At 61.8% G+C, this 22,414-nt stretch carries 19 protein-coding genes and 1 tRNA gene; 18 read left to right on the forward strand and 2 right to left on the reverse strand.

From position 1 onward, the window contains the following. Nucleotides 1-9 precede the first annotated feature (9 nt). The gene (locus AC5SSZ_RS03000) at nt 10-930 is read right to left on the reverse strand and encodes a LysR family transcriptional regulator (protein WP_495436840.1); all 921 of its coding nucleotides are present in this window, start codon (nt 928-930) and stop codon (nt 10-12) included. A gap of 149 nt (nt 931-1,079) precedes the next feature. Between AC5SSZ_RS03000 and AC5SSZ_RS03005 the strand changes: the two genes are divergently transcribed. From AC5SSZ_RS03005 to AC5SSZ_RS03090, 18 genes are all read left to right on the forward strand, one after another. After that, nucleotides 1,080-2,051: a membrane dipeptidase gene (locus tag AC5SSZ_RS03005; RefSeq protein WP_495436842.1), complete on the forward strand. Its 972-nt coding sequence runs from the start codon at nt 1,080-1,082 to the stop codon at nt 2,049-2,051. Nucleotides 2,052-2,171: 120 nt separating this feature from the next. Continuing rightward, nucleotides 2,172-3,821, forward strand: a complete 1,650-nt coding sequence (locus AC5SSZ_RS03010; protein WP_495438314.1) for a hypothetical protein — start codon at nt 2,172-2,174, stop codon at nt 3,819-3,821. After that, the gene (locus AC5SSZ_RS03015) at nt 3,818-4,468 is read left to right on the forward strand and encodes a DUF3726 domain-containing protein (protein WP_495436844.1); all 651 of its coding nucleotides are present in this window, start codon (nt 3,818-3,820) and stop codon (nt 4,466-4,468) included. Before AC5SSZ_RS03010 ends, AC5SSZ_RS03015 begins: the two co-directional genes overlap by 4 nt. A gap of 52 nt (nt 4,469-4,520) precedes the next feature. Further along, nucleotides 4,521-5,540 carry an Ldh family oxidoreductase gene (locus AC5SSZ_RS03020; RefSeq protein ID WP_495436846.1) on the forward strand — a complete coding sequence of 340 codons (1,020 nt, stop codon included), beginning with the start codon at nt 4,521-4,523 and terminating at the stop codon, nt 5,538-5,540. Between the two features lie 378 nt (nt 5,541-5,918). After that, on the forward strand, nt 5,919-6,506 hold the full coding sequence (locus AC5SSZ_RS03025) for a heme NO-binding domain-containing protein (RefSeq protein ID WP_065270943.1): 588 nt from the start codon (nt 5,919-5,921) through the stop codon (nt 6,504-6,506). Continuing rightward, nucleotides 6,503-7,513, forward strand: a complete 1,011-nt coding sequence (locus AC5SSZ_RS03030; protein WP_495436849.1) for a diguanylate cyclase domain-containing protein — start codon at nt 6,503-6,505, stop codon at nt 7,511-7,513. Before AC5SSZ_RS03025 ends, AC5SSZ_RS03030 begins: the two co-directional genes overlap by 4 nt. A gap of 274 nt (nt 7,514-7,787) precedes the next feature. Further along, nucleotides 7,788-9,854 (forward strand): molybdopterin-dependent oxidoreductase, encoded by a 2,067-nt coding sequence (locus AC5SSZ_RS03035; protein WP_495436851.1) that lies wholly within the window; start codon nt 7,788-7,790, stop codon nt 9,852-9,854. Between the two features lie 41 nt (nt 9,855-9,895). Further along, a complete protein-coding gene (gene pdxR / locus AC5SSZ_RS03040; RefSeq protein WP_495436853.1) occupies nt 9,896-11,320 on the forward strand; it encodes a MocR-like pyridoxine biosynthesis transcription factor PdxR in 1,425 nt (474 codons plus the stop codon). A 191-nt stretch (nt 11,321-11,511) separates the two neighbouring features. Beyond that, the gene (locus AC5SSZ_RS03045; RefSeq protein WP_495436855.1) at nt 11,512-12,276 is read left to right on the forward strand and encodes an SDR family NAD(P)-dependent oxidoreductase; all 765 of its coding nucleotides are present in this window, start codon (nt 11,512-11,514) and stop codon (nt 12,274-12,276) included. A 12-nt stretch (nt 12,277-12,288) separates the two neighbouring features. Further along, on the forward strand, nt 12,289-13,056 hold the full coding sequence (locus AC5SSZ_RS03050; RefSeq protein ID WP_274832390.1) for a crotonase/enoyl-CoA hydratase family protein: 768 nt from the start codon (nt 12,289-12,291) through the stop codon (nt 13,054-13,056). A 4-nt stretch (nt 13,057-13,060) separates the two neighbouring features. After that, entirely contained in the window at nt 13,061-13,543 is a 483-nt protein-coding gene (locus AC5SSZ_RS03055) for a MarR family winged helix-turn-helix transcriptional regulator (RefSeq protein ID WP_065270938.1), read from the forward strand. 3 nt (nt 13,544-13,546) lie between these two features. Next, nucleotides 13,547-15,361, forward strand: a complete 1,815-nt coding sequence (locus AC5SSZ_RS03060) for a feruloyl-CoA synthase (RefSeq protein ID WP_495436858.1) — start codon at nt 13,547-13,549, stop codon at nt 15,359-15,361. Nucleotides 15,362-15,374: 13 nt separating this feature from the next. After that, on the forward strand, nt 15,375-16,247 hold the full coding sequence (locus AC5SSZ_RS03065) for an amidohydrolase family protein (protein WP_065270936.1): 873 nt from the start codon (nt 15,375-15,377) through the stop codon (nt 16,245-16,247). Between the two features lies 1 nt (nt 16,248). Then, entirely contained in the window at nt 16,249-16,713 is a 465-nt protein-coding gene (locus AC5SSZ_RS03070; protein ID WP_065270935.1) for a DUF3237 domain-containing protein, read from the forward strand. 3 nt (nt 16,714-16,716) lie between these two features. Continuing rightward, nucleotides 16,717-18,318 (forward strand): acyl-CoA dehydrogenase family protein, encoded by a 1,602-nt coding sequence (locus AC5SSZ_RS03075; protein ID WP_495436861.1) that lies wholly within the window; start codon nt 16,717-16,719, stop codon nt 18,316-18,318. Nucleotides 18,319-18,481: 163 nt separating this feature from the next. Beyond that, entirely contained in the window at nt 18,482-19,429 is a 948-nt protein-coding gene (locus AC5SSZ_RS03080) for a Bug family tripartite tricarboxylate transporter substrate binding protein (protein ID WP_065270933.1), read from the forward strand. A gap of 61 nt (nt 19,430-19,490) precedes the next feature. Continuing rightward, complete coding sequence (locus tag AC5SSZ_RS03085) at nt 19,491-19,916, forward strand: tripartite tricarboxylate transporter TctB family protein (RefSeq protein WP_274867332.1); 426 nt, start codon at nt 19,491-19,493, stop codon at nt 19,914-19,916. Nucleotides 19,917-19,928: 12 nt separating this feature from the next. Continuing rightward, nucleotides 19,929-21,428 (forward strand): tripartite tricarboxylate transporter permease, encoded by a 1,500-nt coding sequence (locus AC5SSZ_RS03090; protein ID WP_065270931.1) that lies wholly within the window; start codon nt 19,929-19,931, stop codon nt 21,426-21,428. A gap of 247 nt (nt 21,429-21,675) precedes the next feature. On the opposite strand, the gene AC5SSZ_RS03095 is transcribed toward AC5SSZ_RS03090, so the two are convergent. Continuing rightward, nucleotides 21,676-21,750, reverse strand: a tRNA-Glu gene (locus AC5SSZ_RS03095). Nucleotides 21,751-22,414: the final 664 nt, after the last annotated feature.

Raw genomic sequence — 22,414 nt, forward strand, 5'->3', positions numbered from 1 at the left:
GGCAGGGGATCACGTCTGGAACGGGGCGGCCGTCAGCTGGATCTGCCGCTCCAGCTCGCGGGCCACCGGCAGCAGCGGGGCGTCGGCCTTGCGCAGCAGGTGAATGTGGCGCCGGGCCTCGGGATCGGCCAGCGGGCGAAAGACCAGACCAGAGGAACCGAGCAACAGCATGGTCATCTCAGGCAGGATGGTTATGCCCAGACCGGCGCGCACCATTGCCAGAAGAGAGGTCACATTGTGCCCCTGCAGCAGGGCCTCCCTGTGCAGGCTCTGCGCGACCTTGGTCCGGATCCCGGCGGACAGGGGATTGGCGATCAGGGACTGTTCGGCGATGTCGCGCCACGACACCGGCCCGCCGGGCGTTGCCAGCGGATGCCCGTCGGGACAGATCAGACCAAAGGCATCTGACATCAGGTTGCTGCAATGCAGGCCGGTATGCGTTGGCGGATCCAGCGCGGGCATCGCATCTGAATCCGGCAACCCTGCCGTGGCAATGCCGATATCGACCCGGTCCCGGCTCACCTCGCGGATGATGGCGCGGGATTCCATATCCCAGACCTCGATCTGGACACCGGGAAACCGCGCGATGAAACTGGAAATCGCCTGCGGCAGGATGCTGCCCGCCACCGAGGGCACCGCTGCCACGCGCACCCTGCCGGTTCTGGCGCTGGCAAAGCCTTCGATTGCGCGCACCGTGGTGTCGAATTGCTGCAACTCCCGGTCCGCCTGTTCCAGCACAAAGGCGCCAAGCGCAGTCAGCTTGTTCTTGCGTCCGGTCTCGAACAACGGCTCGCCCAGATGGTCCTCCAGCTGTTTCAGCGTCATCGAAACCGCTGATGGCGTGCGTCCCAACTGCTGTGCCGCCCCGGTCAGCGTGCCGGAATGGGCCACCGTGGCAAAGCATCGAAGCATCTCAATTTTCAGCGCCATTTTCAAAATTTCTGAAATGAGTTTGAGTTGTTTGAGTTTGTGTGAAAGCGGATGCCGAGTCCATAGTTTCATCCAAGGCAAATATCGGACCCGGAGAAACGCCATATGGACCAAACTGCACTGCGCCGTGTTGCATGGGGTCGGCCCTGATGCGGATCGACGCGCTGCAATATGCCAACTGGTCCGAAAAGATCTTTCGCCAGCTGCGCGAAGGTGGCGTTGATGCGGTGCATGTCACCATCGCCTATCACGAAGGATTTCGTGAAACGGTTCTGAACTTTGAGCAATGGAACCGCTGGTTCGAGCAATACCCGGATCTGATCCTCAAAGGCACGCAGGCGAGCGATATCGATCGGGCGCGGGACAGCGGGCGCACGGCCATCTTCTTTGGGTTTCAGAACCCGTCCCCGATTGAGGATGACATCGGGTTGGTCGAAATCCTGCACACGCTTGGCGCTCGGTTCATGCAGCTGACCTATAACAACCAGTCGCTGCTGGCGACGGGCTGTTACGAGGCCGAAGACAGCGGCATCACCCGCATGGGGCGGCAGGTGATCCGCGAGATGAACCGTGTCGGCATGGTGATCGACATGAGCCATTCTGCCGACCGTTCCACCATCGAAGCGGCAGATCTGTCGCAGCGTCCCATCGCCATCACACACGCCAACCCGCACGGCTGGATGCCCGCCTTGCGCAACAAGCGTGACGATGTAATCCGGGCGGTGACGCAGAACGGCGGTATGATTGGCTTTTCGCTCTACCCGCATCATCTGAAGGACAAATCCGACTGCACGCTGGACAGTTTCTGCAGCATGATCGCCCGCACCGCCGATAGGTTTGGAGTGGAGCATTTGGGGATCGGCTCGGACCTGTGTCAGGATCAGCCGGACAGCGTGGTGGAATGGATGCGCGTCGGGCGCTGGAGCAAGGAGATCGACTATGGCGAAGGTTCCGCTGACGCCGCCGGATTTCCGCCGATGCCGGATTGGTTCCGCGACAACCGCGATTTTGGCAATATCGAAACCGGCTTGCGCGCTGTTGGCATGAACGCGGGTGAGGTCGCCGCGATCATGGGCGGCAACTGGTACCGTTTTTTCAGCGAGGGGTTCGGCCCGGCATAGGTCATTTGCACCGGGTCAGAGGAAAACACGGGAAAATAAGGGTAAGCAAAGAAGGAGGGCAGCTTGGAAAGGGAAGCATCGGATCACCGACCCGCTGGGCTGCGTCCGCCTGAAACCGTGATGCGCCTTGCACGGCTGGGATCTTTCCATCAGTCGCGGCTGTCCTTCATGCGCATTCTGACCCGCCGGATGCAGGCCGAGGGCTGGCACTTTGACAGGCCGGTGTTCGAGATAGGCGACGACGGGACGGGACACGCGGTCTACAGCGCCCATGGCCCCGAACGCAGCTATTCGTTGGTGGCCTTTGCCCACGATCTGCCGCCGGAAAAACGCTCTGACCGGGTGATTGCCGAGGCCTGGGATGCGACCTTTGCCTTGTTCGATGGCGTCCCCGAGGCCGAAGATATCGCCCGCCTGTCGAAAAACGTGCCGCTGCAAGAAGCGGGCCGGGTGAGCGAGCGCGAGCTGTCGGTGTCGCGGGCGAACCGCTCGGTGCGCCTTTGGGAACACGTGGTCTCGGCGCTGGCGGCAGGCTGCCAGCCCGAACTGGCGCAGATCGAGGCGGTTGGCTACCTGATGCGGACCACGGCAGTCTATGGCTCGGGCAAACTGGGCGCTGCCGACCGCGAGATGATCGCGGACAGGCCGGAATGCGCGGCACCGTTTCAGGTCGAAATGCTGTCAGTGTATCTGACCCGGACCTTTGTTCGGGATCTGGTGCAGCACATGGCGGATGCCCGCGCCCGTACTCGCTCGGGTGGGGTTGCGGCGCGTCTGGATCCGGCGCTGGCCCGGCGTCTGGGCATCGGCAATTCCACCGGCCTTGGCATGGCGCCCTTTTTGCTGAACCACCCGGTCCTGTTCAACAACTGGATCACCGCACGGGAAACCGCGCTGGAGCGGGTGCGGAGCCTGCCGCAGGCCAGCCCGCAAGAGGTGGCCCGGTTTCGTGACCTTTTTGCCCGCGCCCGCCGTTCCGTGGCGCACTGGCAGACCGGGCACCCGGGGCAAGCGTGGAAACGCTCCGTGCTGATCTCGGATATCGACCATTTGGCCGGACATCTGGAGAGCGATGTTCTATCGGTCCCGCACCCCTGGGATGGTTTGTACCTCTGGGCCGAGCGATCTCTGTCCTGCGAAGGGCAGGAATGGTTGGTGTCGCTGATGCTGGAACCCTATGGCGCGCTGGTCGATGATCTGGCCACCGCCATGGCCTGTGGGGAGGGGGAAACCCGGCGGATTGCTGGCGCCATGACGCTGGGACGTTTGCGGCAGCTCGTGCAGCGCTCCCATGACTGGGCGCTGGCCATCGACTGGGATCTTCCCGAAACCACTGCCCGCGTCTGGTATGTTTCTGAGGAAAAACTGGAACCGCGCCTGGGTGAACGGGCCGAGGAGCCTATCGCCCCCTATGAGCAGCCTTTGGCCCCGGGGCGTGATGTGGCGGCGATGGGGCGCGCGATGGAAGGTTGGCCCGAGGAAACAAGCGTGGCGGAATTCCTGCTGCGCCACCCAGAGCACAGGCACGCGGTGCGGCGGGTGCAGATCGTTGCAGAGGCCACCTATGGTGAGATCCGGGACAATACGATTGCCTGCGATCTTCTGCCGATCGACATGCTGCGCTGCAAACTGTCCTTCTTTGGCGCGCTGCATTTTGATCCGCGGTCGGACCGCTGGGTGCGGATCTGCATGTTTGGCAATGCGCCTTATCCCGAAGAGCTGTCGGCGCGCGATGGAGATTTCTGGATCTATCCGGATCTGGACGCATGAACCTGTCGCTGAACGAGATCGAAGCCATGTGCAAACGCGCGGCGCGGGGCGCTGGGCTGCCCTGGGGGCTGGCGGAGGAAGCTGGCGCGGCGGCGCGTCTTCTGGCCGGGGTGGCTTTGCCCGGCCCGGAGCAGCTGGCCGCGCTGCTGGCGCGCAACGATCTGCGTCCCGTGGCCGCGCTTGCTCCGACGGCGATAGAAGGCGGACGCTGGCGCGCGGCCATGGGGCGGCTTTGCCCTCTGGTGTCGGGCAGTGCGCTGAGCGACCGGGCCGCCCAGCTTGAGACCGGTGCGGTTTTTGAGATGGAGGAGGTGGATTTTCCCTTGCTGCTCTTGCCCTTTGTGGCGGCGGCAGCGCAGCGGTTGGACCGGCCCGTAGCGCTTGATTGGCCGAATGTACGGCTGGTGACCGATGGTCGCCAGATCTGCGCGACCGGCACGCGGCAAGAGATGCTGCGCGACCATGTGCCCTGGCTGCGCTGCCACGCGGAGGCAACGTTGGGGTCTCCCCTTGCGCCAGTCAGGCGCGGGCAGGTCACAGATGACGTCTGGGCGCAGCTGTCCACCTTCGCCCATCGCACCTATGCCCCGGCGACTGAGGCCTCGCGCTTGCGCGGCGCAGGGGCCGGGTTGGCGGACAATGACTGATACGGAGATTGATACGGGATGAAGACGTGAAACGGACAGAAAGCGGAGACAGATGAGCGCGACAGAAACCCTCTCTCTGGCAGAGATCGAAGATCTGGCGCTCCGGGCGCTGATGGCGGCGGGGACCAGCCGTGAAAATGCCGCGCCTTTGGCCCGGGCTACGGCCATGACCGAAGCGGATGGGGTTGCCTCCCATGGTCTGGCCTATGTGCCGATCTACGCCGAGCATGTGACATGCGGCAAGGTGGACGGTCAGGCCCAGCCGCAGGTCTCCAGATCCCGGCCCGGCGTGGTGACTGTGGATGCAGCCACCGGGTTTGCCCATGCCGCGATCGATCTTGGGTTTGAACATCTGATCCCGATGGCGCGGGAGCAGGGGGTTGCGGTACTTGCGATCCGCAATTCCTACAATTGCGGCGTTTTGGGTTGCCACACGCAGCGCTTGGCGCAGGCGGGGCTGATGGGCATCGGCTTTACCAATGCGCCGGCTTCGATCGCGCCATCAGGTGGCGCTCAGCCGGTTCTGGGCACCAATCCCTTTTCTATCGCAGCGCCGGGCCCCGATGGGCAGGTCATGGTTCTGATCGACCAATCCGCCAGTGCCATCGCCAAAAGCGAGGTGATGAAACACGCCCGCGAAGGCAGACCGGTTCCCGAAGGCTGGGTGCTAGATGCGACGGGCAATCCGACCACGGACCCGGAGGCGGGACTGAAGGGCACCATGGTGCCTGCCGGGGGGTACAAGGGCGTTGGCGTAGCGCTGATGGTCGAGATGATGGCGGCAGCGATGACCGGGGCCCTTTTGGGCAGTGAGGCCAGCCCGTTTTCGGGGCCGGTAGGCGGGCCGCCCCGCACCGGACAGTTCTTCATTGCCATCGATCCGGGCGCGACCTCGGGTGGAGGTTATGCAGACCGCATGGGTGCGCTTGTGGCCTCGGTCCGGGCGCAGGAAGGCGCGCGCCTGCCGGGCGATGGGCGTGCCGCAGCACGGGCGCGGGCAGAACAGGCCGGGGTCGCGGTCAGCACGGCAACCCTTGCGCGGGTGCGGGCACTGCTGCCGCCCCGCGACTGATGCAGGAAAGGATGCAAGCAAGATGTCATCTGGCTTGACGGGTGCGGGTTGGCATCGCTAGGGTCCGCGCCGGAACTCTTTCAAGCAAATGATGTCGCGTCGGTGCCTGCTCTTGGCGCTAAGATATCAGGTGCCCGTGTCCTGTGAGCCTGGTGCGGATTATGCCGTTTCACCGGGAGTTTACCGGGCTGTGTGCGCACGACCACCTCCGGGGGCTTGTCCTGTCGGTAAGGGATACCTAGAGGCTGCGGTCTGTTTCGGGGGAGGCACGTGGATGTGCCCGGAACGTGGTGCTGTTTGGATGAATTTTGCCGATGTTGGGCGTTTTTTAACACACAGGGCCCAATAATGGGACACGGTAGGAAAAGGGGCCAAGATATGCATGGTCTGATCAACAGGGCGATCCAGGCTTTTGTGACCAGCACCTATGGCGCGGACCGCTGGTATGAAATCATGGATGTGGCTGGGCTTGGGTTTCGACAATTCGAGGCCATGCTGACCTATACGGATGACCAGTCGAACAAGATGCTGAGTGCCATGGAAACGGTGCTGGAGCGTCCGCTGCCTGAGATGCTTGAGGATATGGGGACCTTTCTGGTGTCCAACCCTCAGGTCGAAGCCCTGCGCCGCCTGCTGCGGTTCGGCGGGGTCAATTATGTTGAGTTTTTGCATTCTCTGGATGACCTTCCGGGGCGTGCCCGTCTTGCCGTATCCGATCTTTATCTGCCGGGCTTGGAGTTATTGGAACAGTCACCGGGTCATTTCGAACTGGTTTGCCAGCCGGGGCTGCCCGGCTATTCAAATGTCATGATGGGTGTTTTGCGGGCCATGGCCGACGATTACGGAGATCTCGTTATTCTGGATTCAAGCGGTGCGCAGGACGGGGCAGAGGTGATTTCCATCACCCTGGTGGAAAGAGAATTTGCCGAAGGGCGGGCCTTTGATCTGGGAGCGCATTCCCTATGATGACCAATGAACAGCTTGCCGTCATCGCGGATCAGATCTGCCCGATGTATGCGATCGTGGATGCCAAGGGGTATATCCAGCGCGTCGGCCCCACGCTCAGAAAGCTCCGACCCGATCTGAAATGGGAGGGGCGTCGGTTTTTCCGTGTCTTTGATCTGTCGCGCCCGCGCCGGGTTCGGTCCATGGCGGACCTGGTCAATACGGCCGGGTCCAAATTGCATTTGCATTTTCGGGACACGCCGCAAACCAGCCTGAAAGGCGTTCTCGTGCCTTTGCCACAGGGGCTGGGCGCGATCATCAACCTGTCCTTCGGGATCTCGGTTCTGGAAGCTGTGCGGGATTATGATCTGACCAGCGCGGATTTTTCTCCAACCGATCTCACCATCGAGATGCTTTATCTGGTTGAGGCCAAGTCCGCCGCGATGGAGGCCTCGCGCCAGCTGAACCTGCGTCTGCAAGGGGCCAAGATCGCGGCCGAGGAACAGGCCTTCACAGATACGCTGACGGGCCTCAAGAACCGCCGCGCCATGGATCACATTCTGGATCGGTTGATCAGCGGCGGCCGGGATTTTGCCCTGATGCATCTGGATCTCGATTACTTCAAACAGGTCAACGACACGCTGGGACACGCCGCCGGGGATGCGGTGTTGCAGCATGTGGCCCGTGTCATGGTAGAATGCACCCGCCAGTCCGATACGGTTGCGCGTGTTGGCGGCGATGAATTTGTCCTGATCTTCAATGACCTGCGCGATCTGCGCCAGATCGAAGGGCTGGCGAGACGGCTGATCTCCGAATTGGAGGTGCCGATTCCCTATGGCGGCAAGATGTGCAAGATTTCGGCGAGCGCGGGCACTACGCTTTCGGCTTGGCACAGCGGCACCTTTACCGCTGCGGAAATCCTGAATGAATCGGATGTCGCGCTTTATGCGGCCAAGGGATCTGGCCGGGCGCAGCATTGTTTCTATGAAAAGGGCATGGAAAAGGACGTTCTGGCCGTCGATCACTGACCTTCCCAGTTCCGCCGGGGCTGCCTGCCGACTGTTGCAATACCTCGTCCTGATCTCCCCGGGTTCCTGATCTTTCCAGGCCCTGATCGCCTCTGTCTGGCGCCCCTCAGCGGCGCCGGGCATGGGCATGCTGTTCAAGAAAGTGACCCCCACTGGTCCAGCCGAATTTGGGTGCCCTCCCAAATTGGACTGGTCATTTTTGCCACAATTGGAGCTTAACGCCCTCCCAGTTACCGGTGTATCCGCCCTTTGAGTGTTGTTTTCAGAGGCCGAGATGACCAATCAAGACCCGACCGCCTTTCGCCCAAGCGTTTGCCCGCTGGATTGCCCGGATACCTGTAGCCTCACCGTCAAGGTCGAGGGTGGCAGGATTTCCGAAGTCCGGGGGTCGACAGCGAACCCCTTCACCGCCGGGGTGATTTGCAACAAGGTGGCCCGCTGCTATCCGGATTTCGTGCATGGCGCGGCGCGCTTGCGGCACCCCTTGAAACGGACCGGCCCGAGGGGATCGGGGTCTTATGAGCGGATCACCTGGGAGGAGGCGCTGGACCTGATCCATGCAGGTTTCAATCAGGCAATCGAGGCGCATGGGCCGCAATCGGTTCTGCCGCTGAACTATGCCGGGCCACATGGTGAACTGGCCGGGGGATCCATGGACCGGCGGTTCTTCTACCGGATGGGGGCGACGCTGCTGGATCGCGGGCCGCTCTGTGGTGGTGTGCGCGGAGAGGCCTACGCCAGCCTCTTTGGCAGCGCGCCGGGCATGCCGCCGGAGCAGGCAGTGCAATCGGATCTGATCCTTGTCTGGGGCAACAACGTCACGGTCTCCAACCTGCATTTCATGCGCGTGATCAAAGAGGCCCGTAAATCCGGCGCGCGGGTGGTGGTGATTGATCCCAAGCGGATCAAGCTGGCCGAGCAATGCGATATGCACCTGCAACTGCGACCGGGAACCGATGTGGTTCTTGCGCTGGGACTGGCGGCCGAGTTGGAGCGGCGCGATGCGCTGGATATGGCCTTCATCGGCAAATGGACCCATGGGTTTGACTCCTATATGGAGGAGGCCCGCGCCTATACCCCGGATCGTGTCGCCGACATCTGCGGCCTCCCTGCGGAAGAGCTGCACCAATTGGTGGACTGGATCGTCGCGTCCCGCCGGATGGCTAGTTCCTTTGGCAACGGGATCGAGCGGACCCGGTCAGGTGGTGCCGGGCTGCGCGCGGCGATGGCTCTGAATGCGCTGACGGGCCATCACGGGCGCCCCGGTGCCGGGGTGGTCGCGAAATCCGGGGCCGCCGCGCCAAAGACCTCGTCCCGCCTGCAGGGGGATCACCTGATCCACCCCGGTACGCGCTGTTTCAATATCGTCGATGTGGCGGAAAAGATGCTGGACCGGAACCTTGATGTGCCGGTCGGGGCCGTGATGATCTACAACCACAACCCTGTTGCAACGCACCCCGATCAGGACCGGATGATCGAAGCCCTGATGCAAGAGGAGCTGTTCATCGCAGGCGCGGATGTGGTGATGACGGATTCCATGGCCTATTGCGATGTGATCCTGCCTGCCGCCAGCCATTTCGAATATGATGACATCTATGGCGCCTATGGGCAGAACTACATTCAACGGGCGGAACCGGTGATCGCGCCGGTGGGGGAAAGCCTGCCCAATACCGAGATCTTTCGCCGATTGGCCGCCCGGTTCGGCTATCAGGAACCCGAGTTCCGCGACAGTGACAAGGACCTGATGGATCAGGCCATGGACGCGTCGCATCCGGTTTTCGGGGGTAAGCCACCCAGCGAGATGCCCTGTGACCGGGCCATCGCGCTGACCGCAGGGGATGGCAGTCCGCTGGTGCTATGCCACTCGGTGATGCCGCAGACGCCGTCTGGGCGGATTGAGCTGTTCAGTCAGGAGCTTGAGGATCGGTTCGGATGCGGTGTGCCGCGCTATGACCCCGCCCCGCAGGATCTGCCGCTGGTGCTGGTCACCCCCAGTTCGGACAAGCGGACCAACGCGACCTTTGGCCATCATGCGCTGTCGGCGGGGGCAGAGGTGGTACAGGTGCATCCGCAGGATGCCGAGGCACGCGGGCTCAGCCATGGCGATCCCGTCACCGTCTGGAATGCCCGGGGCAAGGTGACCTTTACGCTGGAGGTGACAACTGCCACCCGGCCCGGCGTGGTCTACAGCCCCAAGGGCACCTGGCTTTCCAGCTCGCGCAGCGGCCGCACGGCGAATGCGCTGATTCCCTCGGCCCTGCGCACGGATATTGCCGGGGGCGCCTGCTATAACGAAACCTTCGTGGATCTGCGGTGTGGGTGGGATAGTAGACCGGACTGACGCAATGGGGCAATATTGGGCGGAATGTGGAGACCAATACCGTGCAGCAGGTACCCGGGCCGACCTTTTCCATTGACCGCAGTCTGTCTGTTCCCGTGTTCGAGCAGATCTGTACGGCGCTGCGGACGCGGATCGCGGCAGGAGAGATCCCGGAGGCCAGCCAGCTGCCGGCCACCCGCAGTTTCGCGGTAGAGCTGGGGGTGTCGCGTTCGACCGTGGTGGCGGCCTATGAGCAGCTGGAAGCCGAAGGCTACATCGCGGGAAAACGCGGTTCGGGGTTTACCGTCTGCGCCATGGGGCAGGTCGAACTGCAGCCGGTGCATCCTGCACCCCCGGAGCATGCAAAGGAGACGCCGCGTGCCCTGTTGCCCTTCAACAGTGGAGAGCCGGACATGCGGTTGTTCCCGCACCGGCAATGGGCGCGCTGCGTATCGCGGATATGCCGGGTGGCGCCGGAAACCATGCTGGATGGTGGCGCGGTCCGGGGCAACGCGGCGCTGCGCCGGGCCATTGCGGCCTATGTGGCAGAGTGGCGGGGGATCGAGGCAGGCGCCGAGCAAATCATTATCACTGCGGGGGCGACGGATGCGCTTGAGCTCTGCTTGCGCACCTTGGCACCACGCGGCAGCGCCATCGGGATCGAGGACCCGGGGTATCCGCCCCTCAACCGTATCGTGCAATCGCAGGGGTTGCGCTCGCACTACCTCCGTGTCGATGCTCTTGGCGCCTGTGTTCCCGAAAAGGATGCCGACCTGAAGGCGGTGGTGCTGACGCCATCGCATCAACATCCGCTGGGCGGGGCGATGGCGCCGGGGCGGCGTCTGGAATTTCTCAACTGGGCCAAACGGACCGGCGCCTGGATCATCGAGGATGATTATGACAGCGAGTTCCGATATGCGGGGCGCCCCATTCCGGCAATGGCGGGTTTCGATGGGCTGAACCGGACGATCTACCTTGGCAGTTTTTCCAAGACCTTCTCGAACGCGCTGCGGATCGGTTATGTGGTCGCGCCCGAGACGCTGATTACGCCGCTGCACGACAGTTTGCTGCGCTTTGGCACCCGGGCCAGCGGCATGCCGCAGCAGGCCCTGGCAGAGTTCATCGACAGCGGCGAGTTCTACCGCCATTTGCGCCGCGTGCGGCGTATCTATGGTGAGCGGCGCAAGCATTTGCTGGCGCGGCTGCAGCAGGAGTTTTCCGCCTATGGCAGCGCGCCGGACCACGGTGCGGGCATGCAACTAGTGTTTCATCTGAACGACGGCTGGCAAGATCACGAAGTCTGCAAGCGGGCGCGGGACGCCGGTCTGGGGTTGCGCCCGCTTTCGGGATTTGCCGCCGAGGTCACCGGGCTGAACGGGCTTGTTCTGGGCTGTTGCCACATGGAGATCCCCGAAATCGACAAGGCGCTGGCCCGCCTGGCGCAGGTTTTTGACGGCGAGGCCGAGCTGAAACAGGATCAAACCTGACGGCGGCGCCAGCTGCGCAGGAGTATGGATTCGTGCTGATAGACCCGAGGCGGTCCGCAAAACGTATTCAAAATTAGTGGTTTAAGTGTTTGTGAAAATTTTGTTGGCGCGAGATAGGTATTTCGTATAACGATTAAAAAGAAGGTATGCGGGATAACTATAATATCAGTTATCCAGTTCGGGGAGGAACTATGCAGATAGATGGACATGTGGCGCTGGTCACAGGTGGCGGCAGTGGCCTTGGTGCGGCGACGGCCCGGCATCTTGCCGTAAAAGGCGCGAAAGTCGCCATTCTGGATTTCGCTATCGAACGGGCAAAGGCGGTCGCGGATGAGATCGGCGGCATCGCCCTGCATGTAGATGTCAGTGATGAAGCCGCCGTCGGTGCAGCCCTCGACAGCATCGCAGAGCAGCTGGGCAGCGCTCCCCGTATCGCGGTGAGCTGCGCCGGGGTCGGTATGGCGGCGCGCATCGTTGGTCGTGGCGGCAAGCTGTCGTTCGATGTGTTTGAAAAGACGCTGCGGGTGAACCTTTTTGGCACCTATAATGTGATGAGCCATGCTGCTCGCCTGATGGCCGAGCTGGACCCGCTGGCGGATGGCGAGCGCGGGGTGATCATCAACACCGCTTCGGTTGCTTTCGAGGATGGCCAGCTGGGGCAGGCGGCCTATGCGGCTTCCAAGGGGGCGATTGCCTCCATGTGCCTGCCGGCCGCGCGCGAACTGGCGCAATCGGGCATCCGCGTCATGGCCATCGCGCCTGGCCTGTTCCAGACCCCGATGATGGAAGGGCTGCCGCCCGAGATTTCGGCGCAGATCACCGCCAATATTCCCTTTCCTGCCCGGCTGGGCGCGCCCGAGGAATACGCGCTTCTGGCCGAGCAGATCGTCACCAATCCATTTCTCAATGGAACAACCATCCGGCTGGATGGCGCTGTGCGCCTGCCGCCGCGCTGAAGGATCCCGCGCATGAGCGATCAGATACTCAAAATCGACATCAATGACAGCATCGCCACCCTGACGATGAACCGTCCGGACAAGCGTAACGCCATGTGCGAAGAGCTGCTGGAGGCGCTTGATGCTTTTTTCTCGGCGCCGCCCAAGGAGGTGCGTGTTGTCATCCTGACCGGCACTGCGGGACATTTCTGCTCGGGGCTGGACCTGTCGGAACATGTGCACCGCTCGGCCGAGGAAAACCTCTATCACTCGCGCCAGTGGCACCAGGTGATGGAGAAGATCCAGTTCGGCGGTCTGGCGGTTGTGTCCGCCATGTTCGGGGCGGTGATCGGTGGCGGGCTGGAGCTGGCAAGCTCGACCCATGTTCGCATCGCTGAACCTTCGACCATCTTCCAGCTGCCCGAAGGGCGGCGCGGCATCTTTGTGGGTGGCGGCGCCACCGCGCGGGTCGGGCGTCTTTTGGGCGCGGACCGGATGACCGAGATGATGCTGACGGGGCGCAAATACGATGCCGAAACCGGCGTGGCGCTTGGCCTTGCCCATTATGCGGTGGGCGAAGGTGAGGCGCTGGAGCTGGCGCAGACGCTGGCGGGCAAGATCGCCCGCAACGCGCCCTTGTCGAATTATCTGATGATCCAGTCGATTGCCCGCATCAACGACATGTCGCAGGCCGATGGTCTGTTCACGGAATCGCTGGCGGCGGCGCTGTCGCAGACCACGCCGGATGCCGAGGAAGGCTTGCGTGCTTTCCTTGAAAAACGTGCCCCTAAGTTCCGGTGATCCGATGAAAACCGTCATCAAAGAGCCTGAGCCTGAAATGGGCGTGTCTCACGTCAGCGATGAAACACTGCGCGCGTTTGTCGGCTATCACATGAAGCGGGCATTCAACGTCGTGCAGACCGATCTGGCCCGGACGCTGAAGCCTTTTGATCTGCGGATGCTGACCTACACGGCGCTGGTGCTGATCGTCGATAATCCGGGGTTGCGCCAGTCGCAGCTGGCGGATGCGATGGATGTGGAACGGCCCAATCTTGTCGTGATCATAGACGAGCTGGAACGGCGCGAGTTGATCGTGCGCGACCGGGTACCGACGGACCGGCGGGCCTATGCGCTGAAGGCGACGCTGGCTGGGCGCCAGCTCTGTGAAAAAGCGGTGGCCGCAGTGACCGCCCATGAACAACGCTTGCTGGAGAACATGGATGCAACGACCCGCGACACGGTGATCGCGGCGATGCAGTTGATCCAGAAAAGCCTGTCGAAAGGATAGACCATGAAACGGACGTCCAATTTCCTGCCACACGCCGTCACGCGCGAGGATCGCCCCGATGGCAGCCTGCTTTTGCGGTCTGAATACGATCTGGGGCCGGTGACAGAGCGGACTGGTGACTGGCTGCACCGCTGGGCCGAAGAGGCGCCCGAGCGGGTGTTCCTGGCCGAGCGCAGTGGCGCGGGCTGGCGCGAGGAAAGCTATGCGGCGACCCTGCAGCAGGTGCGCGCCATTGCGGCGGCGCTATTGGCGCGGGGCATGGGGGCGGACACGCCGATCCTGATCATGTCCGGAAATGGCGTCGATCACGGGCTGTTGTCGCTGGCCGCGCAATACGCCGGTGTGCCGACCGTACCGGTGGCCGAGCAGTATTCGCTGATCCACGGCGCCCATGGCCGCCTGCGCCACGCCATCGAACTGGTGCGGCCAAAGATGGCCTATGTTGTCGATGCCGATCAGTACGGCGAGGCACTGAAACTGGATGCCCTTGAGGGTGTTGAGATCGTTGCGACCCGCACCGGCGGCACCGATGTCACGGCCTTTGCGGACCTTCTGAAAGGCGATGCGGGCGTCGATGTGGACGCGGGATTTGCCAAGGTGACGCCCGATACCGTCGCCAAGATCCTGATGACCAGCGGGTCGACCTCGAACCCCAAGGGGGTGCTGACCACGCAGCGGATGATGTGCGTCAATCAGACCCAACTCGCCGACAGCCTGCCGTTCCTGCGCGCGCGCCCGCCGCGCATCGTGGATTGGCTGCCGTGGAACCACGTCTTTGGCGGCTCGCATAACTTCAACATGATGCTGGCCAATGGCGGCAGTTTTTACATCGACGATGGCAAGCCGGTGAAGGGCTTGTTTGATCGCACAGTCGAGAACCTGTCGATGGTAACCGGCAGCCTTGTGTTCAATGTGCCCATGGGCTTTGCCATGCTGCTGGAGGCACTGGAAAATGACGCGGGGCTTCGTCAGCGTTTCTTTGAAGAGCTGGACATGATCTTTTACGCCGGCGCCTCACTGCCGCAGGAGGTCTGGTCGGGTTTCGAGACCATGGCGATGGAGATCAAGGGCGAGGTGCCGTTGATGACCTCTTCCTGGGGGCTGACAGAGACTGCGCCCGCGACGATGATCCAGCAGGAGCCGACGGAAAGCTCGGGCGTGGTGGGTGTGCCGATGACCGGTGTGACCCTGAAACTGATCCCGGATGACGACATGCGCTGCGAAGTGCGGGTCAAGGGACCGAACGTGATGCCCGGTTATTTCGAAGACCCGCAAAAGACCGCAGAGGCCTTTGACGAGGAGGGCTATTTCATCACCGGCGATGCCATGGTGTTCGTGGACAAGGACGACATCAACAAGGGCATGCGCTTTGACGGGCGGATTTCCGAGGACTTCAAACTGCTGACCGGCACCTGGGTGCGGGCGGCGGGCCTCAGGATCGAAATGCTCTCGACCCTTGCACCGCTGGCCGCCGATCTGGTGGTGACCGGGCAGGACAAGAACGAGATCGGCGTGATGATCTTCCCCAACCGCGAGGCGATCGAGGCAGCAGGCTTCACGCTGGAGGAAGACGGCGGCGCGCTGGTCTGTCCGCAGCTTCTGTCCGACATTCATCACCGGCTGAACGAGCGCGCAGGTCGCATTTCCGGCTCCTCCACCCGGGTGGTGCGCGCCATTGTGCTGGCCGAGCCGCCCTCGCTCACCGATGCTGAGATCACCGCCAAGGGCAACCTCAACTTCCGCAAGGTGCTGACGCGCCGCGCAGATCTGCTGGAGCGGCTTTATGACGACGCTGCCAGCGGCATTGCGAAACTCTGATAGGAACACAACGATGGTAGATTTTTCCAAGGTCCGCGCGATCGATTTCCACACCCACGCCGAAGAGCCCTGCGGCTGCCATGCCGATGACGGCTATGATGAACTGCAGGCAACCATGGCCAGCTATTTCGGCGCGCCTTGGCAGCATCCGCCCACCGTGCCGCAGACGGCTGCGCACTACCGCGAGCAGAATATCGCCGCGGTGATCTTCCCGGTCGATGCCGAACGTGAAACTGGCTATCGGCGCTACAAGAACGAAGAGGTCGCTGAACTGGCGGCCGAGAACGACGACGTTCTGATCCCCTTCGCCAGCATCGACCCGCACAAGGGCAAGATGGGCGCCCGCGAAGCGCGCCGCCTGATCAAGGATTTTGGCATCAAGGGCTTCAAGTTCCACCCGACCATGCAGGGCTTCTATGCCAATGACCGTATGGCCTATGACCTGTATGAAGCGATTGCCGAAGAAGGCGGTATCGCCCTGTTCCACACCGGTCAGACCGGCGTCGGCAGCGGTATGCGCGGTGGCAACGGTATGCGGCTGAAGTATTCCAACCCGATGTATATGGATGACGTGGCGGTGGACTTCCCGGATATGAAGATCATCCTCGCGCATCCGTCCTTCCCCTGGCAGGAAGAGGCGCTGTCGGTGGCTCAGCACAAGCCCAACGTCTATATTGACCTCTCCGGCTGGTCGCCCAAGTATTTCCCCGAGATCCTGGTGAAATACTGCAATTCGATTCTGAAGAAGAAGGTGCTGTTCGGATCCGACTGGCCGATGATCACGCCGGAACGCTGGCTGTCTGATTTCGAGAAAATTGCTATTAAGGACCACCTGCGCGAAGACATCATCAAGGGCAACGCCATGCGTCTGCTTGGGGTCGACTGAGATGGAGATCCCCGCACCAAAGCTGCGCCATGCCTTCCGCCTGCGGGTGGAACTGGGTGCCCCGATTGAAATGGGGCAGGGACGCGCGGGTGTGCGGCGGATCATACAGATCATCGGGGGCAAGGCGCTTGGCCCCGATCTGACCGGCGAGGTGCTGAACCTCGGGGCCGACTGGCAGACCATCTACAGCGATGGCGCCGCCCATCTTGATACGCGCTATGCGGTGAAAACCGAAGACGGCGCGGTGATCGAGATCGTCAACGTCGGCAGCCGTCACGGCCCGCCTGATGTGATTGCGCGGCTGGCCAAGGGCGAGGATGTGGACCCCACCAGCTATTACATGCGCACCGCCGCGCGGCTGGAGACCGGCGATGACCGCTATGCTTGGGTCAATCACATGCTCTTTGTCTGCTCCGGTATCCGCCGGGCCTCTGCCGTTGAAATCGACTATTATGCAGTGGAATAACCAATGAAGCCTTTTGCCGCCCCTGTTGAGGACATTCTGTTCACGCTGAACCATGTGGTGGGCACAGCGGATCTGCCGGATTGGGATGCGGAATTCGCGTCAGAGATTGCCGGGCATTTCGCGGCCTTTGCCGAAGGTGAGATCGCACCGCTGGATGAACCCGGTGATCTTGAGGGCTGCACGCTGACGGATGGCCGCGTCGCGATGCCCGCTGGCTTCAAGGATCTATACCGATCTTACGCTGAACAGGGCTGGCCGGGCCTCACCATCCCCGAGGAATTCGGTGGCCAGGGCATGGGCGCGATGATGCTGGCGATCACATCCGAGATTTTCTCAGGCGCCAATCATTCCATGCAGATGGTCACCGGGCTGGTTCCGGGGGCTGCGCGCACTCTGACGCGGTTCGGCACGGCGGATCAGCAGGCCCGCTACCTGCCGTCGCTGGCCTCGGGTGAGACGCTGGCGACCATGTGCCTGACAGAACCCGGAGCGGGATCGGACCTCTCGCGCGTGCGCTGCCGGGCCAACGACGATGGGGATGGCTGGCACATCACCGGTGAGAAGATCTTCATCTCCGGCGGCGACCAGGACATGAGCGACAAGGTTCTGCATCTGGTGCTGGCGCGAACCTCGGACAACGGGATCAAAGGGCTCTCTCTGTTCCTGTGTCCCTGCACCCGCGCCGATGGCAGTCGCAACGCTGTCACCGTCACCCGGATTGAGGAAAAGATGGGCCTGCATGCCTCCCCCACCTGCCAGTTGGCCTTTGATGGCGCCGAGGCCGAACTGATTGGCACCGAGGGGCAGGGGCTGATGGCGATGTTCACGATGATGAACCACGCCCGCTCTGATGTTGCGCTGCAAGGCGTGGCCCATGCGGCGCGTGCTTATGATGTGGCGGCCTCCTATGCGGCAGAGCGCCAGCAGGGACGCGGCGCGGATGGACAGCCGGTGACGCTGGATGGACACGCGGATGTGCGCCGGATGCTGGATGAGATCGACGCCGGTGCGCTGGGCGCCCGCGCGATTGCCCATCTGGCCTTTGTCACCATGGAGAAGGGCGACAATCCCGATCTGGTGGAATTCCTGACCCCCTTGGCCAAGGTCAGCGGCACCGAAGCCGGTATCCGCGGCGCCGAACTGGGTGTGCAGGTGCTGGGCGGCTATGGGTATCTGCGCGAATATCGGTTGGAGCAGACCTATCGCGATGCCCGCATCACCGCGATCTATGAAGGGGCTAACGGCATTCACGAACGCATGCTGGCGACACGTCTGCTGGGTACACCCCCGGCGGAGGCCTTCGCGGCCTTCATGGCGGCAGAGGGCAACGAGGCAGAGGCCGTTGCTGCTGCCTTGGAAGGCTGGAACCTTGCGCGAAAACAGTTGCTGGACAACCCTGACCCAACCGCCTTTGCGCATGAATTCTATCTGCTGACCCGCGATACGCTTTTGACGGCGCTGTGGAGCCGGGTTCTGCGGGCCGCATCGGCCCATTCGGATCCGCAGCGGCTGACGCGGATCGCCACGCGCCAGCTGGAAGTGATTGCCGCAATGCGTCCGGCGCGGCTGGCGTTGCTGGGAGTTGCGCAAACCGCCGGGGCATAACCATCCGGCGCAGGTGAGGAGATCTGCGCCGTCTGGCCGAGGAAATTCACTGTTGATCAAGGGGAGAGATAAATAGTTTACTGGTTAAGTAACTTTCCAGGAGGAGACCCGTCGCGCCTGTTTGTGGGTGACGGAGGAAAGACAACAAAGTGGAGGAAATCACATGACACTTAAATCCCGGATTCTGGCGCTGGGCGCCGCCGCGATGATGACGCTTGCCGCGCCGCTGGCCGCAGAGGGCTGGAAACCCGATGGAGCGCTGACCATTCAGGTCGGTTTTGGTGCTGGTGGATCGACAGACACCATGGGCCGCGTATTGGCCAGCGTTATGGAGAAGAACACCGGCTGGGACATCGTGGTCGAGAACAAGCCTGGCGGCGGCGGAGTTGCCATGTTCACCGGCCTGTCGCAGCGCCCCCCGCAGGGCAAGGTCGTTGGCATGGGGGTCAGCATCCCCGTTCTGGTCCAGCTGGTTCAGCGCGGCGATCAGCTGCCGTTTGATGTCGACAGCTTTGATTACCTTGGCACCGTTGCCAAGGCAGAGCTTGCGCTGGTGGCCAGCGCCGATGCGCCCTTTGACGATCTGGAGGGCCTGATCGCCTATTCCAAGGAGCAGGGACAACTGGCGGTTGCTACCATGGCGCCACCGCAGGTTCTGATGATGAAGGCAACGACCAAGACCACCGGGGCGGATTTCAACCTGGTGACCGCCGATGGTGGCGCCGAGGTGATGAAGCTGATCCTGGGCGGTCAGGTGCTTGCGGGTTTCGGATCGGGAGAGCAGTTTCCCTATCTTGAATCCGGCGACATGAAGGTGATCGCGGGCGCCAACCAGTCGCGCTTGAGCTATGCGCCGGAGGTCAAGACCTTCGTGGAATCCGGCATCAACGCCTATGTCGATCCGGTGTTCTATCTGGCGACCACAAAAGGCACCGATCCTGCCGCGGTCGAGGCCATCGCGGCCGCGATCGATGAAGCGGTTGCCTCTCCCGAAATGGCTGAAATCGTGCAGAACGCGGTCAAGGGCGCGCCGATCAACATGGGGCCCGAGGGCACCCATAAGATGATGACCGACGGTCTGGCAAACGCAGCCGTGTTGTTCGCGAAATAAAACCGCAAACCGCTCTGCGCGTGTTCGCGCGCAGGGCGGTTTCAGAACTTGGGAGAGTTCCATGGGTTTGTCTGCCGACCGTGCTTCGGGCGCGTTCTTTCTTGTGCTTGGTCTTGTGCTCTATTTCCTGGTCATCCCCTCCTATGTGGAGCGGGTCGAAGGGGGAAATCTGTCACCGGATACGATGCCCAATCTGATTTCCATTGTGATCGCCGTTAGTGGCGCGTTCCTGATGCTGAAACCGACCGGTCACCGCACCCAAAGACCGCATGTCTTTGCGATTACAGGCGCCTATGTGGCGGTTCTGGCAGGTGGGATCTATGCGATGTCCGTGTTCGGTTTTGAATATGTCGCCCCGCCGCTGGCGTTTGCGATCATGTGGATGATCGGGGAACGCCGCCCGGCCTGGCTGGCGGCGGGCGTCATCGTCATGCCCGCGCTGATCTGGTTCCTGGTGACCTACGCGCTTGGCCGCGCCTTGCCCTGAGGGAGTGTGACCATGGTGGATTTTTCAACAATACTGGCCGGATTTGGCGATGCCTTTTCCCTGATCAACTTGCTGTTCGTCATCTGCGGCGTGATCCTGGGGCAATTCGTCGGCGCGGTGCCCGGCATCGGCCCGATCATGGCCATGGCGATTGCTATTCCCTTTACCTTTGCGCTGGATCCGCTGGTGGCGATTTCCTTTCTGGTGGGGGTCAACAAGGGCGGACTGGTTGGCGGCGCGGTGCCTGCGGTTCTGATGAATACCCCCGGCACCCCCGATGCCGCGGCAACCGCGATGGACGGCTACCCGCTCGCCAAGAAGGGTAAGCCCCTCAAGGCCACCAAGATGGCGCTGTTTTCCTCGGTGACAGGCGATACCTTCAGCGACATCGTATTGATTACCGTGTCGGCGCCGCTGGCGGTTCTGGCCCTGCGCATGGGCCCGATTGAGATCGCCGCACTGATGATCTTTGCCTTTTCCGTTCTGGCCGGGTTGATCGGCAATTCCCTTACCAAGGGTATCATCGCAGCGGCGCTGGGATTGCTGGTGGCTTCGGTCGGGACCGATCCGGAGCATTACACACCTAGGCTCATCTTTGGCTATTGGGATCTGTTCGACGGGTTGCCCCTGCCATCAGTTGCGATTGGCATGCTCGCCATTTCGGAAATCCTGCGCCGCATGTCCGATGCCCATGGCAGCGTCCGTTCCGCCATCATCATGGAGGATACCGGCAACCCGGACGACCGTCGGGTGACCTGGGCGGAATACTGGTCCTGTCGCTATACCATGCTGCGCGGTGCCACCATCGGAACCATTTTCGGCGCCTTACCGGGGATCGGTTCGACCGCTGCCGCCTTCATGTCCTATGCCTTCACCAAGGCCCGCTCAAAAGATCCGCAAAGCTTTGGCAAGGGCAACCTGCATGGCATCGCCGCAGCCGAATCCGCCAATTCTGCGGTTGTCGGCTCTAACCTGATCCCGCTGTTGACGCTGGGCATTCCGGGCAGTGTTAGCGCGGCGCTGATCATCAGTGCCTTCATGATCCACGGCATGCAGCCCGGCCCCTTGCTGTTCGAAAATCAGGGGCGGCTTGTCTACGGGCTGTTCGGGGCCATGATCATGGCGAATTTCATCAACCTGTGGATCGGGCAGGTCGGGCTGCGGCTTTGGGTCAAAGTGGTGTCGGCGCCGGAGTCCATCATCTTTTCCTCGGCGGTTCTGTTGTGTTTTGTCGGGGTGTCGATGGCAACCAACGGATTGTTCGGCGTTGCGATCATGCTGATCTTCGCGGTGATCGGGTACCTGATGTCCAGTTTCGGCTATCCGCTGGTGATCTTCATCATCGCGTTCTTTCTGGGACCAAGATTCGAGAAATCCATCGCACAATCGCTTGCGCTGACGAACGGGGATCTGACCCAGGTTCTGAAAAGCCCGGTTGCCGTCGCTTTGCTGCTTTTGTCGGTGGTGTCTTTCGTGTGGTTCCTGGCCCGCAGCCGGGAGGCCGAGCTGTGACTATCTGAGCTCGGCCGAAGGTCAGAGCAGCATGAACAGAGGGAATTGCCCAAGAGGGCGGTTCCCTTTTGCTCTTCGAGAGGGAGGCCTACGGCGGTTTGAACGGATGAAGCCTGATCAGGGCAGCCGATAGGGTAGGGATTAAAGGGCTGGACCCGGGCGGCGCTGCGGCTGGATTTTACTGGCTCGAACCGCGCAACAGGACCGCAAACCGCATGCCAGGCTAAGATAGCAGTATGGGAGGAAGTGGCAGCCCGTAGGGGAATCGAACCCCTCTTTCCAGGTTGAAAACCTGGCGTCCTAACCGATAGACGAACGGGCCACTCTGTGCGTGAGGCGCTATGTACTCAGTCAGGTGAGTGGGCGCAAGAGTGATTTTTGCTCATTTGGGAAGAAATATTCGAGGCGGGTGTTCCGGGTGGTTTCATGGGCAGTTCGCGTCCCCCCAAAAGCGGCGTCAGAAGGCCTGCGCTGCAATTCGGTCAAAGGTTTTCTCCACATTGATATGTCGTGGGCCAGCCTCTTCTTTGCATATCACTCCCCGATTTTTCGCAACGCTTTATGGTTGTCTTGGTTCCGGCTGTGAAAACTGGCCTAAATATCGTTTGAAAGCGGTGCGGGCTAGGCGCTGAGCGTTTTCGGCGCATCGTGCGCGGCCTCTGGGCTTGTGAAGAGAGGCGGGAAGGGTAGGGCAGGCCGCAGTCAGGAGAATCAAGTTTTCGGAAAATCAACATTCTGCTGCGCTGAACCTTCTGCGAAAAACGCAATTTCCGGGCGGGGTTACGTCCGGGTGTGGTCCTTTTTCTCGTAATAACATGGGCTGTCGGCAAAAAATCGCCTGTCGCCACCGGTCTTGAAAACGATTGGAGGCTCACTATGAGATTTCATACTTTATGTACGTTTTTGTAAAATAAATTCAATTATTTGCATTCATCTTTTGCGGTACGCGTCAGGCGGCGTGCAGCGGGCTTAATATGGGGCGGGGA

This window comes from Phaeobacter sp. CC-HEC084, from assembly GCF_059429255.1.

Excerpts from the sequence above, each read along its gene's own strand:
- AC5SSZ_RS03000 (WP_495436840.1), bottom strand. The coding sequence starts at position 930 with ATGGCGCTGAAAATTGAGATGCTTCGATGCTTTGCCACGGTGGCCCAT.
- AC5SSZ_RS03005 (WP_495436842.1), top strand. The coding sequence starts at position 1,080 with ATGCGGATCGACGCGCTGCAATATGCCAACTGGTCCGAAAAGATCTTT.
- AC5SSZ_RS03010 (WP_495438314.1), top strand. The coding sequence starts at position 2,172 with ATGCGCCTTGCACGGCTGGGATCTTTCCATCAGTCGCGGCTGTCCTTC.
- AC5SSZ_RS03015 (WP_495436844.1), top strand. The coding sequence starts at position 3,818 with ATGAACCTGTCGCTGAACGAGATCGAAGCCATGTGCAAACGCGCGGCG.
- AC5SSZ_RS03020 (WP_495436846.1), top strand. The coding sequence starts at position 4,521 with ATGAGCGCGACAGAAACCCTCTCTCTGGCAGAGATCGAAGATCTGGCG.
- AC5SSZ_RS03025 (WP_065270943.1), top strand. The coding sequence starts at position 5,919 with ATGCATGGTCTGATCAACAGGGCGATCCAGGCTTTTGTGACCAGCACC.
- AC5SSZ_RS03030 (WP_495436849.1), top strand. The coding sequence starts at position 6,503 with ATGATGACCAATGAACAGCTTGCCGTCATCGCGGATCAGATCTGCCCG.
- AC5SSZ_RS03035 (WP_495436851.1), top strand. The coding sequence starts at position 7,788 with ATGACCAATCAAGACCCGACCGCCTTTCGCCCAAGCGTTTGCCCGCTG.
- AC5SSZ_RS03045 (WP_495436855.1), top strand. The coding sequence starts at position 11,512 with ATGCAGATAGATGGACATGTGGCGCTGGTCACAGGTGGCGGCAGTGGC.
- AC5SSZ_RS03050 (WP_274832390.1), top strand. The coding sequence starts at position 12,289 with ATGAGCGATCAGATACTCAAAATCGACATCAATGACAGCATCGCCACC.
- AC5SSZ_RS03055 (WP_065270938.1), top strand. The coding sequence starts at position 13,061 with ATGAAAACCGTCATCAAAGAGCCTGAGCCTGAAATGGGCGTGTCTCAC.
- AC5SSZ_RS03060 (WP_495436858.1), top strand. The coding sequence starts at position 13,547 with ATGAAACGGACGTCCAATTTCCTGCCACACGCCGTCACGCGCGAGGAT.
- AC5SSZ_RS03065 (WP_065270936.1), top strand. The coding sequence starts at position 15,375 with ATGGTAGATTTTTCCAAGGTCCGCGCGATCGATTTCCACACCCACGCC.
- AC5SSZ_RS03070 (WP_065270935.1), top strand. The coding sequence starts at position 16,249 with ATGGAGATCCCCGCACCAAAGCTGCGCCATGCCTTCCGCCTGCGGGTG.
- AC5SSZ_RS03075 (WP_495436861.1), top strand. The coding sequence starts at position 16,717 with ATGAAGCCTTTTGCCGCCCCTGTTGAGGACATTCTGTTCACGCTGAAC.
- AC5SSZ_RS03080 (WP_065270933.1), top strand. The coding sequence starts at position 18,482 with ATGACACTTAAATCCCGGATTCTGGCGCTGGGCGCCGCCGCGATGATG.
- AC5SSZ_RS03085 (WP_274867332.1), top strand. The coding sequence starts at position 19,491 with ATGGGTTTGTCTGCCGACCGTGCTTCGGGCGCGTTCTTTCTTGTGCTT.
- AC5SSZ_RS03090 (WP_065270931.1), top strand. The coding sequence starts at position 19,929 with ATGGTGGATTTTTCAACAATACTGGCCGGATTTGGCGATGCCTTTTCC.